The organism is Streptomyces sp. NPDC101152 (assembly GCF_044768275.1).
Classification (GTDB): domain Bacteria; phylum Actinomycetota; class Actinomycetes; order Streptomycetales; family Streptomycetaceae; genus Streptomyces.
Genome location: NZ_JBIWPO010000007.1, coordinates 130,854 through 154,178, shown reverse-complemented (window position 1 = coordinate 154,178; position 23,325 = coordinate 130,854). Strand labels below are relative to the sequence as shown.

The 23,325-nt window shown below is 72.1% G+C and carries 23 protein-coding genes; 15 read left to right on the top strand and 8 right to left on the bottom strand.

Features of this window, described 5'->3' with window-relative positions:
* The first annotated feature begins 35 nt into the window (after window positions 1–35).
* The 5 genes from ACIRVK_RS12190 (at window position 36) to ACIRVK_RS12170 (ending at window position 4,797) form a co-directional block, all read left to right on the top strand.
* Entirely contained in the window at window positions 36–959 is a 924-nt protein-coding gene (locus ACIRVK_RS12190) for an NAD(P)/FAD-dependent oxidoreductase (RefSeq protein ID WP_404245884.1), read from the top strand.
* A 105-nt stretch (window positions 960–1,064) separates the two neighbouring features.
* On the top strand, window positions 1,065–2,603 hold the full coding sequence (locus ACIRVK_RS12185; RefSeq protein WP_404245882.1) for an ATP-dependent DNA ligase: 1,539 nt from the start codon (window positions 1,065–1,067) through the stop codon (window positions 2,601–2,603).
* Complete coding sequence (locus ACIRVK_RS12180; RefSeq protein WP_404245880.1) at window positions 2,600–3,067, top strand: NUDIX domain-containing protein; 468 nt, start codon at window positions 2,600–2,602, stop codon at window positions 3,065–3,067. The genes ACIRVK_RS12185 and ACIRVK_RS12180 overlap by 4 nt, the downstream gene beginning before the upstream one ends.
* A gap of 73 nt (window positions 3,068–3,140) precedes the next feature.
* Complete coding sequence (locus tag ACIRVK_RS12175) at window positions 3,141–4,535, top strand: NADP-dependent succinic semialdehyde dehydrogenase (protein WP_404245878.1); 1,395 nt, start codon at window positions 3,141–3,143, stop codon at window positions 4,533–4,535.
* 25 nt (window positions 4,536–4,560) lie between these two features.
* Window positions 4,561–4,797, top strand: coding sequence for a DUF6213 family protein (locus tag ACIRVK_RS12170; protein WP_133047630.1), 237 nt, complete (start codon window positions 4,561–4,563; stop codon window positions 4,795–4,797).
* Between the two features lie 4 nt (window positions 4,798–4,801).
* Here the strand turns inward: ACIRVK_RS12170 and ACIRVK_RS12165 are convergent, their stop codons facing one another.
* Both ACIRVK_RS12165 and ACIRVK_RS12160 read right to left on the bottom strand, forming a co-directional pair.
* Window positions 4,802–5,089 carry a hypothetical protein gene (locus ACIRVK_RS12165; protein ID WP_404245876.1) on the bottom strand — a complete coding sequence of 96 codons (288 nt, stop codon included), beginning with the start codon at window positions 5,087–5,089 and terminating at the stop codon, window positions 4,802–4,804.
* A gap of 40 nt (window positions 5,090–5,129) precedes the next feature.
* A complete protein-coding gene (locus ACIRVK_RS12160; RefSeq protein ID WP_404245874.1) occupies window positions 5,130–6,356 on the bottom strand; it encodes an acyl-CoA dehydrogenase family protein in 1,227 nt (408 codons plus the stop codon).
* A gap of 171 nt (window positions 6,357–6,527) precedes the next feature.
* On the opposite strand from ACIRVK_RS12160, the gene ACIRVK_RS12155 reads away from it, so the two are divergent.
* Window positions 6,528–7,172: a TetR family transcriptional regulator gene (locus tag ACIRVK_RS12155; RefSeq protein ID WP_404245872.1), complete on the top strand. Its 645-nt coding sequence runs from the start codon at window positions 6,528–6,530 to the stop codon at window positions 7,170–7,172.
* 15 nt (window positions 7,173–7,187) lie between these two features.
* On the opposite strand, the gene def is transcribed toward ACIRVK_RS12155, so the two are convergent.
* Window positions 7,188–7,733 (bottom strand): peptide deformylase, encoded by a 546-nt coding sequence (gene def, locus ACIRVK_RS12150; RefSeq protein WP_404245870.1) that lies wholly within the window; start codon window positions 7,731–7,733, stop codon window positions 7,188–7,190.
* 122 nt (window positions 7,734–7,855) lie between these two features.
* Here def and ACIRVK_RS12145 point away from each other — a divergent pair, with 122 nt between their 5' ends.
* The 4 genes from ACIRVK_RS12145 to ACIRVK_RS12130 all read left to right on the top strand — a co-directional run bounded on the left by ACIRVK_RS12145 (window position 7,856) and on the right by ACIRVK_RS12130 (window position 12,118).
* Window positions 7,856–9,094, top strand: coding sequence for a MurT ligase domain-containing protein (locus tag ACIRVK_RS12145; protein ID WP_404245869.1), 1,239 nt, complete (start codon window positions 7,856–7,858; stop codon window positions 9,092–9,094).
* A 17-nt stretch (window positions 9,095–9,111) separates the two neighbouring features.
* A complete protein-coding gene (locus tag ACIRVK_RS12140; protein WP_404245867.1) occupies window positions 9,112–9,840 on the top strand; it encodes a type 1 glutamine amidotransferase in 729 nt (242 codons plus the stop codon).
* A gap of 180 nt (window positions 9,841–10,020) precedes the next feature.
* The gene (locus ACIRVK_RS12135) at window positions 10,021–11,046 is read left to right on the top strand and encodes a 6-phosphofructokinase (protein ID WP_404245865.1); all 1,026 of its coding nucleotides are present in this window, start codon (window positions 10,021–10,023) and stop codon (window positions 11,044–11,046) included.
* Between the two features lie 118 nt (window positions 11,047–11,164).
* The gene (locus ACIRVK_RS12130; RefSeq protein WP_404245863.1) at window positions 11,165–12,118 is read left to right on the top strand and encodes a cytochrome c oxidase assembly protein; all 954 of its coding nucleotides are present in this window, start codon (window positions 11,165–11,167) and stop codon (window positions 12,116–12,118) included.
* A 171-nt stretch (window positions 12,119–12,289) separates the two neighbouring features.
* On the opposite strand, the gene ACIRVK_RS12125 is transcribed toward ACIRVK_RS12130, so the two are convergent.
* The 5 genes from ACIRVK_RS12125 to ACIRVK_RS12105 form a co-directional block, all read right to left on the bottom strand.
* A complete protein-coding gene (locus ACIRVK_RS12125) occupies window positions 12,290–12,463 on the bottom strand; it encodes a hypothetical protein (protein WP_404245861.1) in 174 nt (57 codons plus the stop codon).
* Between the two features lie 55 nt (window positions 12,464–12,518).
* Window positions 12,519–13,724 carry a sensor histidine kinase gene (locus tag ACIRVK_RS12120; protein ID WP_404245859.1) on the bottom strand — a complete coding sequence of 402 codons (1,206 nt, stop codon included), beginning with the start codon at window positions 13,722–13,724 and terminating at the stop codon, window positions 12,519–12,521.
* A 76-nt stretch (window positions 13,725–13,800) separates the two neighbouring features.
* Window positions 13,801–15,513 (bottom strand): cation acetate symporter, encoded by a 1,713-nt coding sequence (locus ACIRVK_RS12115; protein WP_404245857.1) that lies wholly within the window; start codon window positions 15,511–15,513, stop codon window positions 13,801–13,803.
* 4 nt (window positions 15,514–15,517) lie between these two features.
* Window positions 15,518–15,880 carry a hypothetical protein gene (locus ACIRVK_RS12110; RefSeq protein ID WP_404245855.1) on the bottom strand — a complete coding sequence of 121 codons (363 nt, stop codon included), beginning with the start codon at window positions 15,878–15,880 and terminating at the stop codon, window positions 15,518–15,520.
* Between the two features lie 3 nt (window positions 15,881–15,883).
* On the bottom strand, window positions 15,884–16,633 hold the full coding sequence (locus ACIRVK_RS12105; RefSeq protein ID WP_404245853.1) for a LytR/AlgR family response regulator transcription factor: 750 nt from the start codon (window positions 16,631–16,633) through the stop codon (window positions 15,884–15,886).
* A 78-nt stretch (window positions 16,634–16,711) separates the two neighbouring features.
* Between ACIRVK_RS12105 and ACIRVK_RS12100 the strand changes: the two genes are divergently transcribed.
* From ACIRVK_RS12100 to ACIRVK_RS12080, 5 genes are all read left to right on the top strand, one after another.
* Window positions 16,712–17,197 carry an Lrp/AsnC family transcriptional regulator gene (locus ACIRVK_RS12100; protein ID WP_404245851.1) on the top strand — a complete coding sequence of 162 codons (486 nt, stop codon included), beginning with the start codon at window positions 16,712–16,714 and terminating at the stop codon, window positions 17,195–17,197.
* Window positions 17,198–17,351: 154 nt separating this feature from the next.
* On the top strand, window positions 17,352–18,164 hold the full coding sequence (gene ddaH, locus ACIRVK_RS12095) for a dimethylargininase (RefSeq protein WP_404245850.1): 813 nt from the start codon (window positions 17,352–17,354) through the stop codon (window positions 18,162–18,164).
* Window positions 18,161–19,381, top strand: a complete 1,221-nt coding sequence (gene rocD, locus ACIRVK_RS12090) for an ornithine--oxo-acid transaminase (protein WP_404245848.1) — start codon at window positions 18,161–18,163, stop codon at window positions 19,379–19,381. Before ddaH ends, rocD begins: the two co-directional genes overlap by 4 nt.
* 110 nt (window positions 19,382–19,491) lie before the next feature.
* Window positions 19,492–21,945 carry a SpoIIE family protein phosphatase gene (locus tag ACIRVK_RS12085; protein WP_404245846.1) on the top strand — a complete coding sequence of 818 codons (2,454 nt, stop codon included), beginning with the start codon at window positions 19,492–19,494 and terminating at the stop codon, window positions 21,943–21,945.
* A 69-nt stretch (window positions 21,946–22,014) separates the two neighbouring features.
* Window positions 22,015–23,244: a PP2C family protein-serine/threonine phosphatase gene (locus tag ACIRVK_RS12080; RefSeq protein WP_404245844.1), complete on the top strand. Its 1,230-nt coding sequence runs from the start codon at window positions 22,015–22,017 to the stop codon at window positions 23,242–23,244.
* The last annotated feature ends 81 nt before the right edge of the window (window positions 23,245–23,325 follow it).

The following is a 23,325-nucleotide window of genomic DNA, read 5'->3' as shown; positions in this document are numbered from 1 at the left end:
GCTCGAGCGATCGTCGGCCCAGGAGGTGGTCACCCATGACCGAGAAGTACGAAGTGATCGTCGTCGGCGGCGGTGCCGCGGGGCTCTCCGCGGCACTCGTCCTGGGCCGCGCCCGGCGCCGCACCCTGGTCGTCGACGCGGGCGAACCCCGCAACGCGCCCGCCGCCCACATGCAGGGTTACCTCACCCGCGACGGCATGCCGCCCGCCGAGTTCCTGGCGATCGGCCGCGAGGAGATCGCCCGGTACGGCGTCGAGCTGGTCCGCGACCGGGCGCTGGACGCAGCGCGGGGCGACGGTTTCGAGGTGACCCTGGCGAGCGGCCGTACCGTCTCCGCCCGGGCCCTCGTCGTCGCGACCGGACTCAAGGACGAACTGCCCGCCGTGCCCGGGGTCGCCGACCGCTTCGGGCGGGATGTGCTGCACTGCCCCTACTGTCACGGCTGGGAGGTTCGCGACCAGGCCTTCGGTGTGCTCGCCACGACGGCGATGAGCGCGCACCAGGCGCTGATGGTGTCCCAGTGGTCGAAGGACGTGACGTTTTTCCTGCACACGGTCGCCGAGGAGGAACTGTCGGACGACGATCTGCGCCGACTCGCCGCGGCCGGGGTCAAGGTCGTGCCCGGCGAGGTGGCCGGTCTGCTCGTCGAGGACGACCGGCTGACCGGGGTGCGGCTCTCGGACGGGACGGTCCGTGAACGCTCGGTCCTGTTCGTCGCGCCGCGTGCCGTCCCGCGCACCGAACTGCTGGAGCGGCTGGGCGCCGAGCTGGGCGAGACGCCCTTCGGCGCCTACCCCGTGATCGACGAGCGGGGCAAGACGAGCGTGCCGGGCCTGTGGGCGGCGGGGAACGTCTCCGGTTTCGCCGAGCAGGTGGTGAACGCGGCGAGCCGCGGCTACCGGGTGGGCGCGACCATCAACGGGGAACTGCTGATGGCGGACCTCGACGCGGCGCCCTGAAGCGTCGCGTCCCGCGGGGGCGCGACCAGCGGCGACGCAGCCGCTGCCGACATACGGTCCCGTCGTCCGGGTGTAACCCGGCGGAGCCCGTTGCACCATGGCAGCATGCTGCTTGCCCGGCTGGCCCATGTGTCCCAGGAGGTCGCCGCCACCTCCGCGCGGTCCCGGAAGATCGCTCTCCTCGCCGAACTGTTCCGGGACGCCGAGGCGGACGACGTACCTATCGTCATCCCGTATCTGGCGGGACGGCTGCCCCAGGGGCGGCTCGGCGTCGGCTGGAAGGTGCTCGGCCGCCCGGTCGCGCCCGCCGCCGACCCCACCCTCACCGTCCGCGAGGTCGACGCCCGCCTCACCGAGCTCGGCAAGGTCTCCGGCGCCGGCTCGCAGGCCGAACGGACGCGGCTGACCGGCGAGTTGATGGGTGCGGCCACCTCGGAGGAGCAGCGCTTCCTGTTCGGTCTGCTCACCGGTGAGGTGCGGCAGGGCGCCCTGGACGCCGTCGCCGTGGAGGGACTGGCGGAGGCGACCGGGGCGCCGCCGGCGGACGTGCGGCGGGCGGTGATGCTCGCGGGTTCGCTCCAGACGGTCGCCCGGACCCTGCTCTCGGACGGGCCGGCGGCCCTGGAGCAGTTCCGGCTCACCGTCGGCCGCCCGGTCCTGCCGATGCTGGCGCACACCGCCACCTCGGTGGCCGAGGCGGTCAGGAAGCTCGGTGCCTGCGCTGTGGAGGAGAAGCTGGACGGCATCCGCGTCCAGGTCCACCGCACCGGCGACAGCGTACGGATCTACACCCGCACCCTCGACGACATCACCGACCGCCTGCCCGAGGTGACCGGCGCCGCGCTGCGGCTGCGGGGACACCGTTTCGTGCTGGACGGCGAGGTCATCTCGTTCGACGCCGACGGGCGGCCCCGCTCCTTCCAGGAGACCGCCGGGCGCGTCGGCTCCCGCGTGGACGTGGCCACGGCCGCCAAGTCGGTCCCGGTCTCCCCCGTCTTCTTCGACGCCCTGTCCGTCGACGACCGCGACCTGCTCGACCTGCCCTTCGCCGAGCGGCACGCCGAGCTGGCCCGGCTGGTCCCCGAGCCGATGCGGGTGCGGCGCACGCTGGTGTCCGGGCCCGAGGAGGCGGGCGCGGGCGAGGACTTCCTCGCCGAGACCCTCAAGCGCGGCCACGAGGGCGTGGTCGTCAAGGCCCTCGACGCCCCCTACAGCGCGGGCCGGCGCGGCGCGTCCTGGCTGAAGGTCAAGCCCGTGCACACCCTGGACCTCGTCGTCCTCGCCGCCGAGTGGGGCCACGGCCGCCGCACCGGCAAGCTCTCCAACCTGCACCTGGGGGCCCGCACGGCGGACGGCTGCTTCGCCATGCTCGGCAAGACCTTCAAGGGCATGACCGACGCGATGCTCACCTGGCAGACCGAGCGGCTGCGGGAACTGGCCGTCAAGGAGAACGGGCATGTGGTGACCGTACGCCCCGAGCTCGTCGTCGAGATCGCCTACGACGGACTGCAGCGGTCCACCCGCTACCCGGCCGGCGTCACCCTGCGCTTCGCCCGCGTGGTCCGCTACCGCGAGGACAAGCGCCCCGAGGAGGCCGACACCATGGAGACGCTGCTCGCCGCCCACCCGGAGGTGCACCCGTGACGACGGGCAAGCACAGCGCGGGCCTGCTGTTGTACCGGCACACCGATCACGGCCTGGAGGTATTGCTGGGCCATATGGGCGGGCCCTTCTTCGCCAAGCGCGACGTCGGGGCGTGGAGCGTCCCCAAGGGCGAGTACGAGGCCGACGAGCCCGCCTGGGACGCGGCCCGCCGGGAGTTCCGCGAGGAACTGGGCCTGGAGCCGCCGGGCGGGGAGGGCGTACCGCTGGGCGAGGTACGCCAGTCGAACGGCAAGATCGTCACGGTGTGGGCGGTCGAGGCCGATCTCGACCCGGCGGCGATGAACCCCGGGACCTTCGTGATGGAGTGGCCGCCCAGGTCCGGACGGACCAAGGAGTTCCCGGAACTGGACCGTGCGCAGTGGCTCGGTCTCGACCGGGCCCGCGAGGTGATCGTCAAGGCGCAGTCCGCGTTTCTCGACCGGCTGGCGGAGCACTCGCCCTGAGGACGCACCCGCGTTGCGGCCGCCCGCACGGCGCGGGAAGGTCGTAACACAAGCCGCCCCAGGGAGGTCAGCCATGCCCATCGCGACGGTGAACCCGGCGAACGGCGAGACGCTCAAGACGTACGAGGCCATGGGCGAGGAGGAGATCGAGCGCCGGCTCCAGCTCGCGGAGGCGACGTTCCGCACGTACCGGACGACGACGTTCGCCGAGCGGGCCCGCCTCCTGAACCGGGCCGCCGAACTGCTCGACGGGATGCAGCAGGACGTCGGCCGGGTGATGACCACCGAGATGGGCAAGCCGATCAAGCAGGCCCGCGCCGAGGTCGCCAAGTGCGCGAAGGCGATGCGCTGGTACGCCGAGCACGCCGAGGAACTCCTGGCCGACGAGGAGCCCTCCGACGCCGACGTCAAGGACTCCGGGGCGTCACGCGCACGGGTGCGCTACCGGCCGCTCGGGCCCGTGCTCGCGGTGATGCCGTGGAACTTCCCCCTGTGGCAGGTGATCCGCTTCGCCGCGCCCGCGCTGATGGCGGGCAACGTGGGCCTGCTCAAGCACGCCTCGAACGTCCCGCAGACCGCGCTGTTCCTGGAGGACCTCTTCCACCAGGCCGGATACCCGGAGGGTTGCTTCCAGACCCTGCTCATCGGCTCCGCCGCGGTCGACGACATCCTGCGCGACGACCGCGTCAAGGCGGCGACGCTCACGGGCAGTGAACCCGCCGGGCGAGCGGTGGCCTCCTCGTCGGGGGAGATGATCAAGAAGACGGTGCTGGAGCTGGGCGGCAGCGACCCGTACATCGTGATGCCCTCGGCGGACATCGACCGGGCCGCGCAGGTCGCGGTGACCGCCCGGGTGCAGAACAACGGGCAGTCGTGCATCGCCGCCAAGCGGTTCATCGTGCACACGGACGTGTACGACCGGTTCGCCGAGCGGTTCGTCGAGGGCATGAAGGCGCTCAAGGTCGGCGACCCGATGCAGGAGGACACCGAGGTCGGGCCGCTGTCGAGCGAGCGGGGGCGGGACGATCTGGAGGAGCTGGTCGAGGACGCGAAGCACAGCGGGGCCGAGGTGCTGTGCGGCGGCCATCGGCTGCGCCGGCCGGAGCTGCCGGGGTGGTACTACCCGCCCACCGTGCTAGCCGGGATCACCCGCGAGATGCGGATCCACCGGGAGGAGGCCTTCGGGCCGGTCGCCACGCTCTACCGCGCCGCCGACCTGGACGAGGCCGTGCTGGTCGCCAACGACTCGCCGTTCGGCCTGAGTTCCAACGTGTGGACCCGGGACGAGGCGGAGGTCGACCGGTTCGTACGCGATCTGGAGGCCGGCGGGGTGTTCTTCAACGGCATGACCGCCTCCCATCCGGCGTTCCCGTTCGGCGGGGTCAAGCGGTCCGGGTACGGGCGTGAGCTGTCCGGGCACGGAATCCGCGAGTTCTGCAACATCACGACGGTTTGGCACGGAGCGTGACGCTTGCGCGGCTACCATCCCCGGTGTGAACCGCGAAGTGACTCTGCCTCTGATCGTCGACGACCGCGGGACCCTGCAGGTGGCCGCGGCCGACGTCAGCAAGTTGTTGCGGACCGTGGGCGGACGGTGGCTGCACCTTGTCGAGGCCGGGGAGGGCGGGCTCGACGAGGACACCGTGGCGGCTCTGACCATCGAGCTGGCCAAGCTCGCCGACCGCATCGACGTGGCGTGCATCGCGCACAGCAGCGGGGGTGCGCCGTGACCCGTCAGGCCACCCCGGGCAGCGTCGCCCAGAACATCGCCTCGTAGCTCTGGAGCAGGCGGCCGTCTCTGTGTGCCGCTTCGAAGTCGAAGAGCGCGCAGTCGTCGGACGCGAAGCCGTAGTGCGTGCGCAGCGACTGGGCGAAGATGCCGCAATAGCCGCCCCACGCCGAGAAGTTGGCGGTGATCGCCAGGACGACGTCCGTCGGTGAGGCGTTCAGGGCGAGCCAGGCGACATACGCTTGCGGGGCTGTGCCGACATGCGGCTCCGCCGCGCGGGCGCGACCAGCCACAATTCACCGCCAGTCGGCGACCCGCCGCACCCCCACGGCGCTACCGAATCGGCATCCCCGACAGCGTCCTCGCGATCACCAGCCGCTGGATCTCGCTCGTCCCCTCGAAGATCGTGTAGATCGCCGCATCCCGGTGCATCCGCTCCACCGGGTACTCCCGCGTGTAGCCGTTCCCGCCCAGGATCTGGATCGCCTGCGCCGTGACCTTCTTCGCCGTCTCACTGGCGAACAGCTTGGACATCGAGCCCTCGGCCGCCGTGAACTGCTTGCCGTTGATCGCCATCCAGGAGGCCCGCCAGACCAGCAGCCGGGCGGCGTCGACGGACGTGCGCATGTCGGCGAGCTGGAAGGCGACACCCTGGTTGTCGATGATCGGCCGCCCGAACTGCTCACGCGTCTTGGCGTAGTCGAGGGCGACCTCGTACGCGGCCCGGGCCGTCCCGACGGCCATCGCGCCGACCGCCGGCCGCGAGGCCTCGAAGGTGGCCATCGCCGCGTTCTTCACCCGCTCCGCGCCCTGCTTGGCCCGCTCGCGGGCCCGGGCGAGCCGCTCGTCGAGCTTCTCCTTGCCGCCGAGCAGGCAGGAACCCGGCACGCGGACGTTGTCGAGGACCACCTCGGCGGTGTGCGAGGCACGGATGCCGTGCTTCTTGAACTTCTGCCCCTGCGACAGCCCGGGCGTGCCCGGCGGGACGATGAAGGACGCGTGCCCCTTGGAGCCGAGGTCCGGGTCGACCACGGCCACCACGACGTGGACGTTGGCGATGCCGCCGTTGGTCGCCCAGGTCTTCGTGCCGTTGAGCACCCACTCGTCCTTGGCCTCGTCGTACACGGCCCGTGTGCGCATGGAGGCCACGTCAGAGCCGGCGTCGGGCTCGGAGGAGCAGAACGCGGCGACCTTGACGTCGTTGGCGTCGCCGTACATCTGCGGGATCCAGGTGCCGATCTGCTCCTCGGTTCCGTTGGCGAGGACTCCCACGGCGGCCAGACCTGTGCCTACGATCGACAGGGCGATGCCCGCGTCGCCCCAGAACAGCTCCTCCATGGCCATCGGGATGCCCAGGCCGGTGGGGTCGAAGTACTGCTGGGCATAGAAGTCGAGGGAGTAGATGCCGACCTTCGCGGCCTCCTGGATGACCGGCCAGGGAGTCTCCTCACGCTCGTCCCATTCGGCGGCAGCGGGCCGGATGACGTCGGCGGCGAAGCCGTGCAGCCAGTCCCTGACCTCCTTCTGTTCGTCGTTGAGCTCCATGGTGAACTCGGCCATGTCCCCTCCAGCGGCGGCGCACATATATGTTACTAGCGGTAACACCAGTCTGTTACCGACGGGTAGGAAAGTCAACTCCCGATGACGCCTCGGCTGCCAGTTCGAGGCCGAGGGCATGTTGAGTGTTAGTTTGCGCTGGCGTCACCGATCAAGCACGGGTGGGGAGAGCTCATGGACACCACACAGCGGACCGATCAGCAGCGGACCGCCGACCGCCGCCGACGCGAGCTGCTGGAGGCCGCGGACCGAGTGGTGCTGCGCGACGGCCCGCAGGCCTCGATGAACGCCATCGCGGCGGAGGCGGGCATCACGAAGCCGATTCTCTACCGGCACTTCGGTGACAAGGGCGGCCTGTACGCGGCGCTGGCCACGCGGCACACGGACGCGCTGCTCGCCTCGCTGCGGGCCGCGCTGGACGCGCCTGCGGAGAGGCGTGAGCGGGTCGAGGCCACCCTGGACACCTACCTCGCGGCGATCGAGGCGCGGCCCCAGGTGTACCGGTTCCTGATGCATCCCTCCGAGGGCGCCACGACGGCCGACCAGGGCTTCGACGTCGGCAAGCACTCCGCTCCCCTGCTGCGGCGGATGGGCGAGGAGTTGGCCCAGGTCATCGAGGAACGGCTGGACCTCGGCCCGGAGAGCCAGCAGCTGGCCCGGGTGTGGGGACACGGGATCGTCGGCATGATGCACGCGGCGGGCGACTGGTGGCTCGGCGAACGACCGTGCTCGCGGGCCGAGTTGGTGCGCTGCCTGGCCGACCTGCTGTGGGGTCGGCTCGCGGCGGCCGGGGACCGGGTGGGAGGCCCCGGGTTCTAGTGCCGCGACAGGCAACTAGCTCCGGCGGCTCCAGGGGGCCTTGGCGGCCTGGCGGAGGACTCTGCGTCTGCGCCATCCCGTGAGGCGGTCCACGTAGATGCGGCCTTCCAGGTGGTCCATCTCGTGCTGCAAACACCTCGCAAAGAAACCCGTGCCGTGGACGGTCACCGGCTCCCCGGTCACCGTCCGGCCCTCCACCACGGCGTGGTCGTGGCGTTCCGTGCCGGCCTCCAGGCCGGGCAGGGACAGGCAGCCCTCCGGGCCTCGCAGCACCACCCCGTCGGCCTCGACGAGCCGCGGGTTGACCACGTGGCCCACGTGCCGGACGTCCTCGTCATCGGGGCAGTCGTACACGAACACGCGCGAGGACTCACCCACCTGGTTGGCGGCCAGACCCACCCCGCGCGCCGCGTACATCGTCGCGAACAAGTCCTCCACGAGCGCCGCCAGTTCGGGGCCGAAGTCGGTGACCTCGGCGCACGGGGCGTGCAGGGCCGCCCCACCCAGCAGGGTGAGGGGGCGCACGCGCCCACGGGTGCCGGGAAGAGGGCCGTTTCGCATGGCGGCAAGGGTACGGCGGTTCGGGAGCGTGAACAGATCTCGATAGGCTGAGGTCCACACCACGTTGCCGTAAGACTCAGAGGCTTCAGGCGCGGCGCGTACGCAAGGAGGATCGAGAACTGATGGCAGGCAACTCGGACCCGCTCACGCCGCGGGCCAAGCTGGCCGTTACCGCGGGCAAGGCGGTCGCGGCGGCGTCACGCGCCGCGGGGCGCGGCAGCGGTTCGGTGATCGGCGGCCGGGTGGCGCTCAAGCTCGACCCGGACCTCCTCGCCCGGCTCGCCCAGAACCTGGACGTCGTCCTCGTGTCGGCGACCAATGGAAAAACGACCACGACCAGGCTCATCGCCGAGGCACTGGGGGCCGCGGGGCCCGTCGTCTCCAACGCGCTCGGCGCCAACATGCCCGCGGGCATCACCTCCGCGCTCGCCGGCGGCTCCGACGCGCGGTACGCCGTCATCGAGGTCGACGAGAAGTACCTCGCGGGTGTGGCGCGGGACACCGACCCCAAGTGCATCGCCCTGCTCAACCTCTCCCGTGACCAGCTCGACCGCGCCGCCGAGACCCGCATGCTGGCGGAGAACTGGCGCGAGGGGCTGGCGGGGTCGAAGGCCGTCGTCGTCGCCAACGCGGACGACCCGTTGGTCGTGTGGGCCGCCTCCTCCTCGCCCAACGTGATCTGGGTCGCCGCCGGGCAGATGTGGAAGGACGACGCCTGGTCCTGCCCGTCCTGCGGTGGTGTGATGCAGCGGCCCGGCGACGACTGGTTCTGCGGCGAGTGTGGTTTCCGGCGACCGACGCCCAGTTGGGCGCTGTCCGGCGACCATGTGCTCGACCCGCACGGCTCCGCCTGGCCGATCCACCTCCAGCTGCCCGGCCGCGCCAACAAGGCCAACGCCGCCTCGTCCGCCGCCGTCGCCGCCGTCTTCGGCGTGCCGCCGCAGGTCGCCCTGGAACGCATGTACCAGGTGCAGGCCGTCGCCGGCCGGTACGACGTGGTGCAGTTCCAGCAGCGCGACCTCAGGCTGCTGCTCGCGAAGAACCCGGCGGGCTGGCTCGAGACGTTCAGCCTGATCGATCCGCCGCCCACCCCGGTGATCCTCTCCGTGAACGCGCGCGGCGCCGACGGCACCGACACCTCCTGGCTGTGGGACGTCGACTACACCCGGCTGACCGGCCACCCGATCTGTGTGATCGGCGACCGCAAGCTGGACCTCGCGGTGCGCCTGGAGGTCGCCAACCAGCACTTCCAGGTCTGCGACGACCTCGACCAGGCGGTGCAGGCGAGCCCGCCGGGCCGGATCGAGGTCATCGCCAACTACACCGCCTTCCAGGACCTGCGCCGCCGCGTCGGCAACTGACACCTCAGGGGACTCTTGTGAGCGACAACCAGCTGCGGATCGTCTGGATCTACCCCGACCTGCTCAGCACGTACGGCGACCAGGGCAACGTCCTCGTCGTGGAGCGCCGGGCGCGGCAGCGGGGCCTCGACGTGGCCCGGCTCGACGTGCGCAGCGACCAGCCGATCCCGACCTCCGGGGACATCTACCTGATCGGCGGCGGCGAGGACCGTCCGCAGCGGCTCGCGGCGGAGCGGCTGCGCCGGGACGGAGGCCTGCACCGGGCCGTGGGGAACGGCGCGATCGTCTTCTCCGTGTGCGCCGGCTACCAGATCCTCGGCCACGAGTTCATCAACGACCTCGGCCAGCGCGAGCCCGGCCTGGGTCTTTTGGACGTGGTCTCGGTGCGGGGCGAGGGCGAGCGGTGCGTCGGTGACGTGCTCGCCGACATCGACCCGCGCCTGGGCCTGCCCCCGCTGACCGGCTTCGAGAACCACCAGGGCGTCACCCACCTCGGCCCGACGGCCCGCCCGCTGGCCAAGGTGCGCCTGGGCAACGGCAACGGGACGGGCGACGGTACGGAGGGCGCGTTCAACGACACCGTCTTCGGTACGTACATGCACGGGCCGGTGCTTGCCCGCAACCCGCTGATCGCCGACCTGCTGCTGAAGCTGGCGCTCGACGTCAACGCGCTGCCGCCGACCGACGACCGGTGGTACGAGGCCCTGCGCAACGAGCGCATCACCGCCGCGCAGCAGCCCGCCTGACACCGGGTGTCCACGTCCTGGTCACCAGCCCGTCTGACAGCGTCTCCGCACAGGTGAGCGGGGTCGTCCAGCAGGCGGACGCACGGTACGGTCCCGCCCCCTCCTGCCGCTAGGGTGGCGGGGTTCGTACCGGACGACGGGGTCCGGTCCCGGCCCACATCGAGAAGGTTCTTTCGGGCTATGCGCATTGGTGTCCTCACGTCCGGCGGCGACTGCCCCGGCCTGAACGCCGTCATCCGGTCCGTCGTGCACCGCGCCGTCGTCGACCACGGCGACGAGGTCATCGGCTTCCGGGACGGCTGGAAGGGCCTCCTGGAGTGCGACTACCTCAAGCTCGACCTCGACGCGGTGGGCGGCATCCTGGCCCGCGGCGGCACCATCCTCGGCTCCTCCCGGGTCCAGCCCTCGCACCTGCGGGACGGCGTGGAGCGGGCCCGCGGCCATGTAGAGGAACTCGGTCTCGACGCGATCATCCCGATCGGCGGCGAGGGCACGCTGAAGGCGGCCCGGCTGATGTACGACAGCGGGCTGCCGATCGTCGGGGTGCCCAAGACCATCGACAACGACATCGCCGTCACGGACGTCACCTTCGGCTTCGACACGGCCGTGGGCGTGGCGACCGAGGCGCTGGACCGGCTCAAGACCACCGCCGAGTCCCACCAGCGGGTGCTGGTCGTGGAGGTCATGGGCCGGCACACCGGCTGGATCGCGCTGCACTCGGGCATGGCGGCCGGCGCGCACGCCATCGTCGTCCCGGAGCGGCCCTTCGACATCGAGGAGCTGGCCGAGCGGGTCGGCGAGCGGTTCGCGGCGGGCAAGCGGTTCGCGATCGTGGTCGCGGCGGAGGGCGCCAAGCCGAAGGCCGGGACCATGGACTTCGACGAGGGCGGCAAGGACGTCTACGGCCACGAGCGGTTCGCCGGGATCGCCCGCCAGCTGTCGATCGAGCTGGAGGAGCGGCTGGGCAAGGAGGCGCGGCCGGTCATCCTGGGTCACGTCCAGCGGGGCGGAACGCCGACGGCGTACGACCGTGTGCTCGCCACCCGCTTCGGCTGGCACGCCGTGGAGGCGGTGCACCGCGGCGAGTTCGGCAAGATGACGGCGCTGCGCGGCACGGACATCGTGATGGTGCCGCTCGCGGAGGCGGTGGAGACCCTGAAGACCGTGCCCGCCGAGCGCTACGACGAGGCCGAGTGCGTCCTGTAGCCGACAACTGATCTCGTTCTGTCCCGAACACCAGCCCCCGGTCGCAGGCGCGGCCGGGGGCGGTTCTAGTCTGTGGGGGACACACGTGCACAACCCCCACGAATCAGGAGCCCGGCCGATGGACCACAGCGGGCACGGCATGACCATGGACCTGCCACCGTTCACGCTGGGACGGGGGCTGGAATGGTCGGCGGACCCGTTCTTCCTCGTCGCGTGCCTCGCGGGGCTGGCGCTGTACGGGTGGGGCGTGGTGCGCCTGCGACGGCGCGGGGACCGGTGGCCGGTGGGACGGACGATCTCGTACGTCATCGGTGTGCTGACCGTCGGGGTGGTGATGTGCACCCGGCTGAACGACTACGGCATGGTCATGTTCAGCGTGCACATGGTGCAGCACATGATCATCAGCATGCTGTCGCCGATCCTGATCCTGCTCGGCGCCCCGGTCACGCTCGCTCTGCGGGCACTGCCGACCGCAGGCCGGGGCCGCAAGGGTCCGCGCGAGGTGCTGCTGATGCTGCTGCACAGCCGGTACATGCGGATCATCACGCACCCGGCGTTCACCATCCCGCTGTTCATCGCGAGCCTCTACGGGCTGTACTTCACCCCGCTGTTCGACTTCCTGATGGGGTCGAAGACCGGGCACATCGTGATGATGGTGCACTTCCTGGCCGTGGGCGTCGTGTTCTTCTGGCCGATCATCGGCGTCGACCCCGGCCCGCAGCGGCCCGGCTATCTCATGCGCATGCTGGAACTGTTCGCGGGCATGCCGTTCCACGCCTTCTTCGGCATCGCGCTGATGATGGCGTCGACGCCGATGGTGACGACCTTCAGGAACCCGCCCGCCTCCCTCGGCATCGACGCGCTCTCCGACCAGACCGCGGCCGGCGGTATCGCCTGGGCGTTCAGCGAGGTGCCGTCGGTGCTGGTGCTGCTCGCCCTGCTGTTCCAGTGGTACAGCTCGGAACAGCGGCAGGCCAAGCGCAAGGACCGCGCCGCCGACCGTGACGGCGACAAGGAACTCGAGGCGTACAACGCCTATCTGGCCTCGTTGAACGCCCGCGGGCGGGCCTAGCGGGTGCCGCGGCAGGCAACGTTCGCCCGGTAAGGAGCGGCGTCCCGGGCGTCCTCTCGGCGTGCCGGACGGAATGCCCCGTTGACGGACCGGACGTACTTGGGGTTTCGGCCGGTGCGGCGAGAGGGCGTGCCGGGCGTCGCGACGGGGCGGACGTTGCCTGCCGCCGCACTAGCTGCCGCTGCGGGTGGCGACCATCCCCAGGGTGAGCAGTCCGAGCACGACCCAGCCGAACCACAGCCAGCCGTTGCTGCCGAGTGCCACCGTGTAGGCGGTCACCACGACGAGACCGCCGACCGTGAGCACCCCCATCGTCCTCGTGGAACCGTCCGTGGAACCGGGCATCGCGACTCCCTCCTCAGGATCCGTCCTCCTCCATGGTGCCCCCGTTCCGCCGCGGTCAACGGCCCGCCGGGTGGACGCCCGGCTGGTACTTCGGCAGCCGGGCGGTGACCTTCATGCCCGCGCCGACGGCGGTCTCGATGACGAGCCCGTAGTCGTCGCCGTAGACCTGGCGGAGCCGGTCGTCGACGTTGGACAGCCCGATGCCGCCCGAGGGGCTGACCTCGCCGGCCAGGATGCGGCGCAGCAGGACGGGGTCCATGCCGACGCCGTCGTCCTCGATGACGACGAGCGCCTCGGCGCCGGTGTCCTGGGCGGTGATGCTGATGTGGCACTTGCCCCCGGCCGTGGCGGCCCTGCCCTCCAGGCCGTGCTTGACGGCGTTCTCGACGAGGGGCTGCAGGCACAGGAACGGCAGGGTCACCGGCAGGACCTCCGGGGCGATCTGCAGGGTCACGGAGAGCCGGTCACCGAAGCGGGCCCGTACCAGTGCCAGGTAGTGGTCGATGGCGTGGAGTTCGTCGGCGAGGGTGGTGAAGTCGCCGTGCCTGCGGAACGAGTAGCGGGTGAAGTCGGCGAACTCGAGGAGGAGTTCGCGGGCGCGCTCCGGGTCGGTGCGCACGAACGAGGCGATCACCGCGAGCGAGTTGAAGATGAAGTGCGGGGAGATCTGGGCCCGCAGTGCCCTGATCTCGGCCTCGATGAGGCGGGTGCGGGACTGGTCCAGGTCCGCGAGCTCGAGTTGGACGCTCACCCAGCGGGCGACCTCGCCGGCCGCGCGGACCAGGACGGCGGACTCGCGCGGGGCGCAGGCGACGAGCGCGCCGTGCACCCGGTCGTCGACGGTGAAGGGCGCGACGACCGCCCACCGCACCGGGCAGTCGGGGGTCTCGCACCGGAGCCGGAAGGCCTCGCCGCGGCCGGTTTCCAGCGCGCCGGAGAGGCGTTCCATGATCTCGGTGCGGTGGTGGAAGCCGACGCCGTCCCAGACCAGGACCCGCTCGCGGTCGGTCAGGCAGAGCGCGTCGGTGCCGAGCAGGGTGCGCAGCCGACGGGCCGACTTGCGCGCCGTCTCCTCGGTCAGCCCGGCGCGCAGCGGGGGCGCGGCGAGGGAGGCGGTGTGCAGCGTCTGGAAGGTGGCGTGCTCGACCGGGGTGCCGAGATCGCCGCGACTGTCGGGGCGTGCCGTGTGCCGCCCGAGCCAGAACCCGGCGGCGAGCAGTGGGAGAACGGCCACACACAGGCCGGCCAGAAAGCCGGTCATACGGGCGCCTCCCCACGCAGGCCCTCATGGCCGCCTCCCAGGGACAGCCCCGTGACCGCCCGATCCGTCCGGCCGCTCACGCCTTCACCTCCGTCCGCAGTTCCTCCGGCAGGTGGAAGCGGGCCAGGATCGCCTCCGTTCCGGGCGGCACCCGTCCCGGGGTGGCCAGTGACACCAGCACCATGGTGAGGAACCCCAGCGGCACCGACCACAGCGCGGGCCACGCCAGCACGGCGTGCACCGGGCCGGTGCCCGGCACGTCGGCCATGGTCGCGGCCACCGCCGCGAACGCCGAACCGCCGCCGGTCAGCATGCCGGCGGCGGCGCCCGGCGGGGTCAGCCGCCGCCACCAGATGCCGAGGACCAGCAGCGGGCAGAACGAGGAGGCGGACACGGCGAAGGCCAGTCCCACCGCGTCGGCCACCGGCAGGCCGCCCACCAGGGCGCTCGCGGCGAGCGGTACGGCCATGGCGAGCACCGTGCCCAGCCGGAAGTGCCGTACGCCGCGCGAGGGGAGGACGTCCTGGGTGAGCACGCCCGCGACGGCCATGGTCAGTCCCGAGGCCGTCGACAGGAACGCGGCGAAGGCCCCGCCCGCCACCAGCGCGCCGAGCAGGTCGCCGCCGACGCCGCCGATCATGCGGTCGGGCAGCAGCAGCACCGTGGCGTCCGTGTCACCGGTGAGGGTGAGTTCGGGGGTGTAGATCCGGCCCAGGGCGCCGTACAGGGGCGGCAGCAGGTAGAACGCGCCGATCAGGCCGAGGACGGCCACCGTGGTGCGGCGCGCGGCGACGCCGTGCGGGCTGCTGTAGAAGCGGACGACGACGTGGGGCAGGCCCATGGTGCCGAGGAAGGTGGCGAGGATCAGTCCGTACGTCGCGTACAGCGGACGTTCCTGGCGGCCCGCGGCGAGCGAGGCGGACAGCCCGCCGTCGGCGGCGGGGTCGGCCTTCGGGACGGCGGTGCCCTTGGCGAAGGTCAGCCGGGTGCCCCGGGTGATGTGGTGGGTGCCGGCGGGCAGGCGCAGGCGCTGACCGGCGTGGATACGGCCGTCGACGGTGCCGGTCACGGTGACCGTCAGGGGGCGCTCGAGGGTCAGGTCGAGGCTGTCGCCGACGCGTACGACGCGCTGGTCGCGGAAGGTCGCGGGCTCCTCGAAGGCGTGGGTCGGGGACCCGTCGTGCTGCCAGGCGAGAGCCAGGAAGAGGGCGGGGACCAGCAGGGCGGTCAGCTTGAGCCAGTACTGGAAGGCCTGCACGAAGGTGATGCTGCGCATGCCGCCGGCGGCGACGGTGGCGACCACGACGACGGCGACGATCAGTCCGCCGAGCGAGTCCGGCGCCCCGGTGAGGACGGTCAACGTCAGTCCGGCTCCCTGGAGTTGGGGCAGCAGGTACAGCCAGCCCACGCCGACGACGAAGGCCCCGGCGAGCCGCCGTACGCCGTACGAGCCGAGCCGCGCCTCGGCGAAGTCGGGCAGCGTGTAGGCGCCGGAGCGGCGCAGCGGGGCGGCGACGAACAGGAGCAGGACGAGGTAGCCCGCGGTGTAGCCGACGGGGTACCAGAGCATGTCCGGGCCCTGGATCAGGACGAGCCCGGCGATGCCGAGGAAGGAGGCGGCGGAGAGGTACTCGCCGCTGATGGCGGCCGCGTTGAGGCGGGGACCGACGGTGCGGGAGGCGACGTAGAAGTCGGAGGTGGTGCGGGAGACGCGCAGCCCGAAGGCGCCGACCAGGACGGTCACCACGACGACGAGGGCGACCGCGGGGACGGTGTATCCGGAGTTCACGGGGTCAGCGGTCCTCGACCAGCCGCACGAAGTCCCGTTCGTTGCGTTCGGCGCGGCGGACGTACCAGAGGGCGAGCAGGACCAGCGGGGCGTACAGGCAGAACCCGAGGACGCCCCATTCGAGGCGGTGGGCGCCCGGCATCGCGTCGAACAGCAGCGGCAGCGGGCCGATCAGCAGGCCGAGCACCGCGAACACGGCGAGGCCGGCGCGCAGTTGGGTGCGCATGAGGGAGCGGACGTAGGTATGGCCGAGGGTGGTCTGCTCGTCGATCTCGGTGCGCGGGCGGTAGTGGCCAAAGGCGCGGCGGGTGCGGCGGGGCGGGCCGGTGACGACGACGCGCCGCTCGGCGGGGTCCTGGTGCGGCACGGCTCAGGGCCTCCTCATCAGCAGGTCCCGCAGCTCCCGCGCGTGCCGTCGGCTGACCTGCAGTTCCTCGCCGCCGACCAGGACGCTGACCGTGCCCGCGTCCAGGCGGAGTTCGCCGACGTGGCGCAGGGCGACCAGGTGGCGGCGGTGGATGCGGACGAAGCCGCGGGTGCGCCAGCGCTCCTCCAGCGTGGACAGCGGGATCCGGACGAGGTGGCTGCCCCGGTCGGTGTGCAGGCGGGCGTAGTCGCCCTGGGCCTCGACGTGGGTGATGTCGTCGACGGCCACGAAGCGGGTGACGCCGCCGAGTTCGACCGGGACGTGGTCGGGGTCGGGTTCGTGGACGCGGATGCGCGGGGTGTGCTCGGTGAGTTCGGCGGCCCGGCGGATCGCCTCGGCGAGGCGCTCCTTGCGGACGGGTTTGAGGACGTAGTCGACGGCCTTGAGGTCGAAGGCCTGCACGGCGAAGTCCTCGTGGGCGGTCACGAACACGACGTGCGGCGGCTTGGCGAACCCGGTGAGCAGCCGGGCGAGGTCCAGCCCGTCGAGGCCGGGCATCTGGATGTCGAGGAAGACGACGTCGATCGCCTCGGGCCCGCCCGGCCCGGACTCCAGGGCCCGGTTGATGCGGCGCAGCGCCTCGGTCGCGTCGCCCGCGCCCTCGGCACTGCCGATGCGGGGGTCCGCGTTCAGCAGGTACAGCAACTCCTCCAGCGAGGGGCGTTCGTCGTCGACGGCGAGGGCACGCAGCATGACCCCGGAGTGTAGGTGGAATCCGGACGCCTGGACATGTGCCGGGATGTGGACGTCGTCGCTGGATACAGTGCCGACATGAACAGCGGGCCGGCTCCCTTCGACGACACCGACCGGAAGATCGTCACGGCGCTGATGGCGAACGCCAGGACGTCCTTCGCCGAGATCGGCGCGGCGGTCGGGCTGTCGTCCACGGCGGTGAAGCGGCGGGTGGACCGGCTGCGCGACACGGGCGTGATCACCGGTTTCACGGCGACGGTCCGGCCGTCGGCGCTGGGCTGGCGCACGGAGGCGTACGTCGAGGTCTACTGCGAGGGCGCGGCCCCGCCCCGGCGGCTTGCGGAGGTGGTGCGCAACCATCCGGAGATCACCGCGGCGATGACGGTGACCGGCGGCGCGGACGCCCTGCTGCACGTGCGGGCCCGGGACGTGGACCACTTCGAGGAGGTGCTGGAACGCATCCGCACGGAGCCCTTCATCCGGAAGACGATCAGCGTGATGGTGCTGTCCCACCTCCTCCCGGAATCCCCCGAGGCGGGAGCCACCCAGCCCGCTCCCGAATAGACATCCGAGTGCGCAGCAAGACTGCGTGATACGGGTCGAAGACGCAGCATTCCTGCGCGGACACGCAATTCTCGTTGCTTGTCGCCCGTCTCGGTCAGTTCCTACCTTGGTGTCAACCCTCAGTCGACACCCCAGGAAGCGGAGGAACCCCTCTGTGTCCGACTCCCGTGTGCCGCGCCGGCGGCGCTTCCTCGTCTGCGAACCCAGACACTTCGCCGTGCAGTACGCGATCAACCCCTGGATGCAACCCGACGTGCGCGTCGACGTGGACCTGGCCCGGGAACAGTGGCAGACGCTGATCAGCGCCTACCGCGCCCACGGCCACACCGTCGACTCCGTGGAGCCGGCCCCCGGCCTGCCCGACATGGTCTTCGCCGCGAACTCGGCGGTCGTCGTCGACGGCCACGTCTTCGGCTCCCTGTTCCACGCGCCCCAGCGGCGCCCGGAGTCCACGCACTACGACGCCTGGTTCAAGGCGGCCGGCTTCGCCGTGCACCGCCCCGAGTCCGTCTGCGAGGGCGAGGGCGACCTGGTCTGGACGGGCCGGTACGTACTGGCCGGCACCGGCTTCCGTACGACCCGGGAGGCGCACCGGGAGGTGCAGGAGTTCTTCGGTCACCCGGTGATCAGCCTGACGCTGGTGGACCCGCGCTTCTACCACCTGGACACGGCGCTCTTCGTCCTCGACGACGACAACATCTCCTACTACCCGGAGGCGTTCTCGCCGGGCAGCCGTGAGGTGCTGGCGCGGCTGTACCCGGACGCCGTGCTCGCGACCCTCGACGACGCGCTGGCCTTCGGCCTCAACTCCGTCTCCGACGGCCGCCACGTCTTCATCGCACCCCAGGCGGAGTCCCTGGCCGCCTCCCTCGCCGACCGTGGCTTTGTCCCCGTGCCCGTCGACCTGTCCGAGTTCCGCAAGGCAGGCGGCGGCATCAAGTGCTGCACCCAGGAGATCCGTTCATGACCGCTCCCGTGACCACGCGTTCGTCCGCCGACCTGATCCGCGCCGAGGAACCGGTGCTGGCGCACAACTACCACCCGCTGCCCGTGGTCGTCGCCCGCGCCGAGGGCTGCTGGGTGGAGGACGTCGAGGGCCGCCGGTACCTGGACATGCTGGCGGGCTACTCGGCCCTCAACTTCGGTCACCGGCACCCGGCGTTGATCGAGGTGGCGCACCGCCAGCTGGACCGGCTGACCCTCACCTCCCGCGCGTTCCACCACGACAAGCTGGCGGAGTTCGCCGAGCGGCTGGCGGGGCTGACCGGCCTGGCCATGGTGCTGCCGATGAACACCGGCGCCGAGGCGGTCGAGTCCGGCATCAAGGTGGCCCGCAAGTGGGCCTACGAGGTCAAGGGCGTCCCCGCCGACCGGGCGACCATCGTGGTGGCGGCGGAGAACTTCCACGGCCGCACGACGACGATCGTCAGCTTCTCCACGGACGAGACGGCACGGGCGGGCTTCGGCCCGTTCACGCCGGGCTTCCGGATCGTGCCGTACAACGACCTGGCGGCGCTGGAGGCGGCCGTCGACGAGACGACGGCGGCCGTGCTCATCGAGCCCGTGCAGGGCGAGGCGGGCGTGATCATCCCGGACGACGGCTATCTGACCGGGGTGCGCGAGCTGACCCGGCGCCGGGGCTGCCTGTTCGTCGCGGACGAGATCCAGTCGGGCCTCGGGCGCACCGGCCGGACGCTCGCCGTGGACCACGAGTCGGTCGTCCCGGACGTGCTGCTGCTGGGCAAGGCGCTGGGCGGCGGGATCGTCCCGGTGTCGGCCGTGGTCGCCCGCCGTGACGTGCTGGCGGTGCTGCGGCCGGGTGAGCACGGCTCGACCTTCGGCGGCAACCCACTGGCCGCCGCGGTCGGGACGGCGGTGGTCGAGCTGCTGGAGACCGGCGAGTTCCAGCGCCGGGCGGCCGAGCTGGGCGTGGTGCTGCGGGGCGGGCTCACGGGCCTGGTCGGCAGGGGCGTCACCGGCTTCCGCGCCCGCGGCCTGTGGGCGGGCGTCGACATCGACCCGTCCATCGGCACCGGCCGGGAGATCGGCGAGCGCCTGATGCGGGAGGGCGTGCTGGTCAAGGACACCCACGGGTCCACGATCCGGCTGGCACCCCCGCTGACCATCACGGCGGAGGAGCTGACGGAGGCGCTCGGCGCCCTGGAGCGAGTCCTGGGTTCCTGACCCCGGTGGGGGTGGTTCGTCCCACCCCCACCGCTCGGCGTCCCGGGTGCCCGAAGGGTGAAGATGGGTCAAGAGGTGGTAGACCACTCTCAGCGACAGAGAGGTCGGCCGTGGGCACTCACGAGAAGCAGGACGCCGCCCTACAGCGGTTCGACGTGGCCGATGCCGCGCCCTTGCTGCTCGACGCCCGGGGCGTGGTGACCAGCTGGACCAGGGACGCCCAACGGCTGCTGGCGTACACGGCGGCCGAGGTGGTGGGCACCGGGGTGCGGGGTCTGCTGTCCGCCGAGGACGCCGCGCGGGTGCCGGAGCTGGCCGAGCGGTGCCGCAGGGACGGCGGCTGGGCCGGGCTGCTGACCGCCCGCGGCAAGGGCGGGCGGCCGGTGCGGGTCATGGTGCGGGTCACTCCGGCGGAGGAACCCGGCGGGGCGCCCCGCTGGCTCGTCCTGCTCTCCGACATGGCGGGCGCGCGCGGCTGGGACATGAGCCGCGCCGTGCTCGAGCAGATGGTCACCGGCTCCCCCGTCGGCATAGCGATCGTGGACGCGCACCTGCGGTGCGTGTGGTCGAATGCGGCCCTGGAGCAGTTCGGGGGTGGCTCGGCCCGGGAACGGCTGGGCCGACGGCTCGCGGAGATCCAGCCCGGTATCGACTCCGAGGGCATCGAGACGCAGATGCGGCGGGTCCTGGAGAGCGGTCGGCCGATCGTCGGGTACGAGCATGTGGGCCAGGTCCGTTCGGCGCCGCACCGGGAGACGGCGCACATGATGTCGTTCACCCGTCTCGAGGACGACCACGGCCATCCGATGGGCGTCTACTACACAGTCGTCGACATCAGCGACAAGCACCGCGCGCGGCAGCGGCTCGCCCTGCTCGACCGGGCCGGTGAGCACATCGGGCGCACCCTGGACATCGGACGGACCGCCCAGGAGCTGGCCGACGTGGCCGTGCCGGAGCTCGCCGACTTCGTCTGCGTGGATCTGCTGGAGTGGGTGCTGCGGGGCGCGGAGCGCGCGCCGGAACCGCTGGGCGGCGGGGAGCCGGTGCCGTTGCGCAGGGCCGGGCAGCAGTCGGTGAACCCGGGCGTCCCGGAGGCCGTCGTCGAGGTCGGGGAGGTCGCGACCTACCTCGCCGGTTCGCCGCCGATCCGCTCGCTGACCGCGGGCGACTCCTGGCGCGAGGAGCGGCTTGACCCGCTGGCCAAGAAGTGGGCCACGGACATACCGGGCGACCGGGCGGCGACCTTCCTGGAGCTGGGGCTGCACAGCGTGATGATCGTGCCGGTGCGGGCGCGGGGCGTCACCCTCGGGGTCACCAGCTTCTTCCGGAGGGGCCGGCAGGAGCCGTTCGACGAGGACGACCTGAGCCTGGCCGAGGACCTGGTGTCCCGGGCCGCCGTCTGCGTGGACAACGCCCGCCGTTACACCCGGGAGCGGGACGCGGCCCTGGTGCTGCAGCGCAGTCTGCTCCCGCGCAGGCTGCCCGAGCAGGACGCGGTGGAGGTGGCCGCCTGCTACCGCCCGGCAGACGAGCTGACCGGCCTGGGCGGCGACTGGTACGACCTGATCCCGCTGTCCGGCGCGCGGGTCGCCCTGGTCGTGGGCGAGGTGCCCGGTCACGGCATCGACGCGGCCGCGGCCATGGGACGGCTGCGGATGGCCGTACGGACCCTGGCGGCGCTGGATCTGCCGCCGGCGGAGGTGCTGGCGCATCTCGACGACCTGGTGGCGCGGACCGCGCGCGAGGAGGGCGTGCAGCCGGAGGCGACCGGTGGCCAGGCGGTGGGGTCCGGCTGCGTGTACGTCGTCTACGACCCCGTCGACGGGCAGTGCACCATGGCCGCCGCGGGCCATCCCGCGCCCGCCGTCGTCCTGCCCGACGGCAGCGTCAGCTTCGTCGACCTTCCACAGGGGGCACCGCTCGGCGCGGGCGGCCCGCCCTTCGAGGCCGTCGAGCTGGTCCTCGCCGCTGGCAGCGTCCTCGCCCTGCACACGGACGGACTGCTGGCCCGGGGGGACGAGCAGCGGGCCGCGGCCGCCGACCGCGAGCGACTGCGCCTTGCCCTGGAGCGGCGCGCCTCCTCGCTCGACCTGACGTGCCGGACCGTGGTCGACGCGCTGGTCCCCGCCCGGCCCGACGACGACGTGGCGCTGCTCATGGCGCACACCCGGCTCCTGGGCGACGACCAGGTCGCCGACTGGGACCTGCCCGCCGATCCGGCCGTGGTCGCCGACGCCCGCAAGGAGGCCGCCCGGCAGCTGACCGAGTGGGGCCTCGAGGAGCTGGCGTTCACCACGGAGCTGGTGGTGAGCGAGCTGGTCACCAACGCCATCCGGCACGCCGAGGGACCGATCCGGCTGCGCCTGATCAGGGAGCGCGCCCTGATCTGCGAGGTGTCCGACGGCGGCGCGACCGCCCCCCACCTGCGCCATCCGCGCACCACCGACGAGGGTGGCCGGGGGCTGCTGCTGGTCTCCCAGTTCACCCAGCGCTGGGGCACCCGTTTCATCCCCGAGGGGAAGGTCATCTGGGCGGAGCAGTCCCTGACCGGTCCGCCCGACTGACACACGGGAGGCACACATACCTCGCGTGAGGTAGGAAAATGGTGTGATCCCGGCTACGAGGCGGACGCCATGACGGACACGGAGATCGACTACGCGGCGGTGTTCCAGGCGCTGCCCGGCATGGTGGCCCTGCTGACGCCCGAGCTGGTGTTCGCGGACGTCAACGAGGAGTTCCTGCGCGGCGCCGGGCGCACGCGGGAGCAGATGGTCGGCCGTTATCTGTTCGACGTCTTCCCGGACAACCCGAACAACCCGTCCGCCTCCGGCATGCGCAACCTGGCGGCCTCCCTCCAGCGGGTGACGACGTCCGGCGAGCGCGACGCCATGGCGTTGCAGCGCTACGACGTCGAGAACCCTGAGCGGCCCGGGGAGTGGGAGGAGCGCTACTGGAGCCCGATCAACGCGCCGGTGCCCGGCCGGGACGGCAAGGTCGCCCTGATCGTGCACCGGGTGGAGGAGGTCACCGAGCTGATCAAGGCGCGTGGCGGCCCGACCGGCGGCCGGGCCCGCGTCCTGGAGGCCGAGCTGTACACCCGGGCCCGCGAGCTCCAGGAGCTCAACGAGCGGCTGCGGCAGGCGCACGCCCGTGAGCGCGAGGTGGCCCTGGCCCTGCAGGAGGCCATGCTGCCCGCCCGCCGACAGGTGGGCCACCACGACGCCGCCGTGCGCTACCGGCCCGCGGTCGGCGCGCTGAACGTGTGCGGGGACTGGTACGACCTCGTCGACCTGGTCGGCGGCAACCGCATCGCCGTGGCGGTGGGCGACGTGGTGGGGCACGGTCTGGAGGCCGCCGGGGTCATGGGCCAGTTGCGCAGCGCGCTGAGCGCCGCCTCGCGGGTCGCCGAGGGACCGGCCGAGGCGCTGAACGTGCTGGGCAGGTACGCGAACGTCGTCGACGGCGCCGAGTCCGCCACCGCGGTCACGACCTTCATCGACTACGACCACCACACGATCACCTACAGCAGCGCCGGTCATCTCCCGCCCTTGCTCGTCCACCCCGACGGCCGCGTGGAGTTCCTGGACCGGGCCACCGACCCACCGCTGGACGCCCGGCCCGACCCGTTCCCCAGGCCCCAGGCCAGCACGACCTACACCGAGGGCGCCACGCTCGTCCTCTACACCGACGGTCTGGTCGAACGCCGGCATGAGGACATCGACACCGGCCTGGGCCGCCTCGCAGACGCCCTCAGCCGTCACCGCCACCAGGACCCGCAGACCTTCGCGGACGCCGTCCTGCTGGAACTGCTGCCGCCGGGCGGCGCGACCGACGACACGGCACTCGTGATCGTGCGCCTGTGAGCGTCGACGGTGTCGCCATGTACACCCCCGGCCGGGTGGGCAGGGCGATGGTGGGACTACGCGGGGCTTCGTAGCGTCGTG

What these genes read in the sequence shown, in the direction of transcription:
- ACIRVK_RS12190 (WP_404245884.1), top strand. Translation starts at nt 36, where the DNA reads ATGACCGAGAAGTACGAAGTGATCGTCGTCGGCGGCGGTGCCGCGGGG.
- ACIRVK_RS12080 (WP_404245844.1), top strand. Translation starts at nt 22,015, where the DNA reads ATGACGGACACGGAGATCGACTACGCGGCGGTGTTCCAGGCGCTGCCC.
- ACIRVK_RS12105 (WP_404245853.1), bottom strand. Translation starts at nt 16,633, where the DNA reads ATGCTGCGTGCCCTCGCCGTCGACGACGAACGCCCCTCGCTGGAGGAG.
- ACIRVK_RS12100 (WP_404245851.1), top strand. Translation starts at nt 16,712, where the DNA reads ATGAACAGCGGGCCGGCTCCCTTCGACGACACCGACCGGAAGATCGTC.
- ACIRVK_RS12145 (WP_404245869.1), top strand. Translation starts at nt 7,856, where the DNA reads ATGGCAGGCAACTCGGACCCGCTCACGCCGCGGGCCAAGCTGGCCGTT.
- def (WP_404245870.1), bottom strand. Translation starts at nt 7,733, where the DNA reads ATGCGAAACGGCCCTCTTCCCGGCACCCGTGGGCGCGTGCGCCCCCTC.
- ACIRVK_RS12175 (WP_404245878.1), top strand. Translation starts at nt 3,141, where the DNA reads ATGCCCATCGCGACGGTGAACCCGGCGAACGGCGAGACGCTCAAGACG.
- ACIRVK_RS12160 (WP_404245874.1), bottom strand. Translation starts at nt 6,356, where the DNA reads ATGGCCGAGTTCACCATGGAGCTCAACGACGAACAGAAGGAGGTCAGG.
- ACIRVK_RS12135 (WP_404245865.1), top strand. Translation starts at nt 10,021, where the DNA reads ATGCGCATTGGTGTCCTCACGTCCGGCGGCGACTGCCCCGGCCTGAAC.
- ACIRVK_RS12125 (WP_404245861.1), bottom strand. Translation starts at nt 12,463, where the DNA reads ATGCCCGGTTCCACGGACGGTTCCACGAGGACGATGGGGGTGCTCACG.
- ACIRVK_RS12155 (WP_404245872.1), top strand. Translation starts at nt 6,528, where the DNA reads ATGGACACCACACAGCGGACCGATCAGCAGCGGACCGCCGACCGCCGC.
- ACIRVK_RS12185 (WP_404245882.1), top strand. Translation starts at nt 1,065, where the DNA reads ATGCTGCTTGCCCGGCTGGCCCATGTGTCCCAGGAGGTCGCCGCCACC.
- ACIRVK_RS12120 (WP_404245859.1), bottom strand. Translation starts at nt 13,724, where the DNA reads ATGACCGGCTTTCTGGCCGGCCTGTGTGTGGCCGTTCTCCCACTGCTC.
- ACIRVK_RS12130 (WP_404245863.1), top strand. Translation starts at nt 11,165, where the DNA reads ATGGACCACAGCGGGCACGGCATGACCATGGACCTGCCACCGTTCACG.
- rocD (WP_404245848.1), top strand. Translation starts at nt 18,161, where the DNA reads ATGACCGCTCCCGTGACCACGCGTTCGTCCGCCGACCTGATCCGCGCC.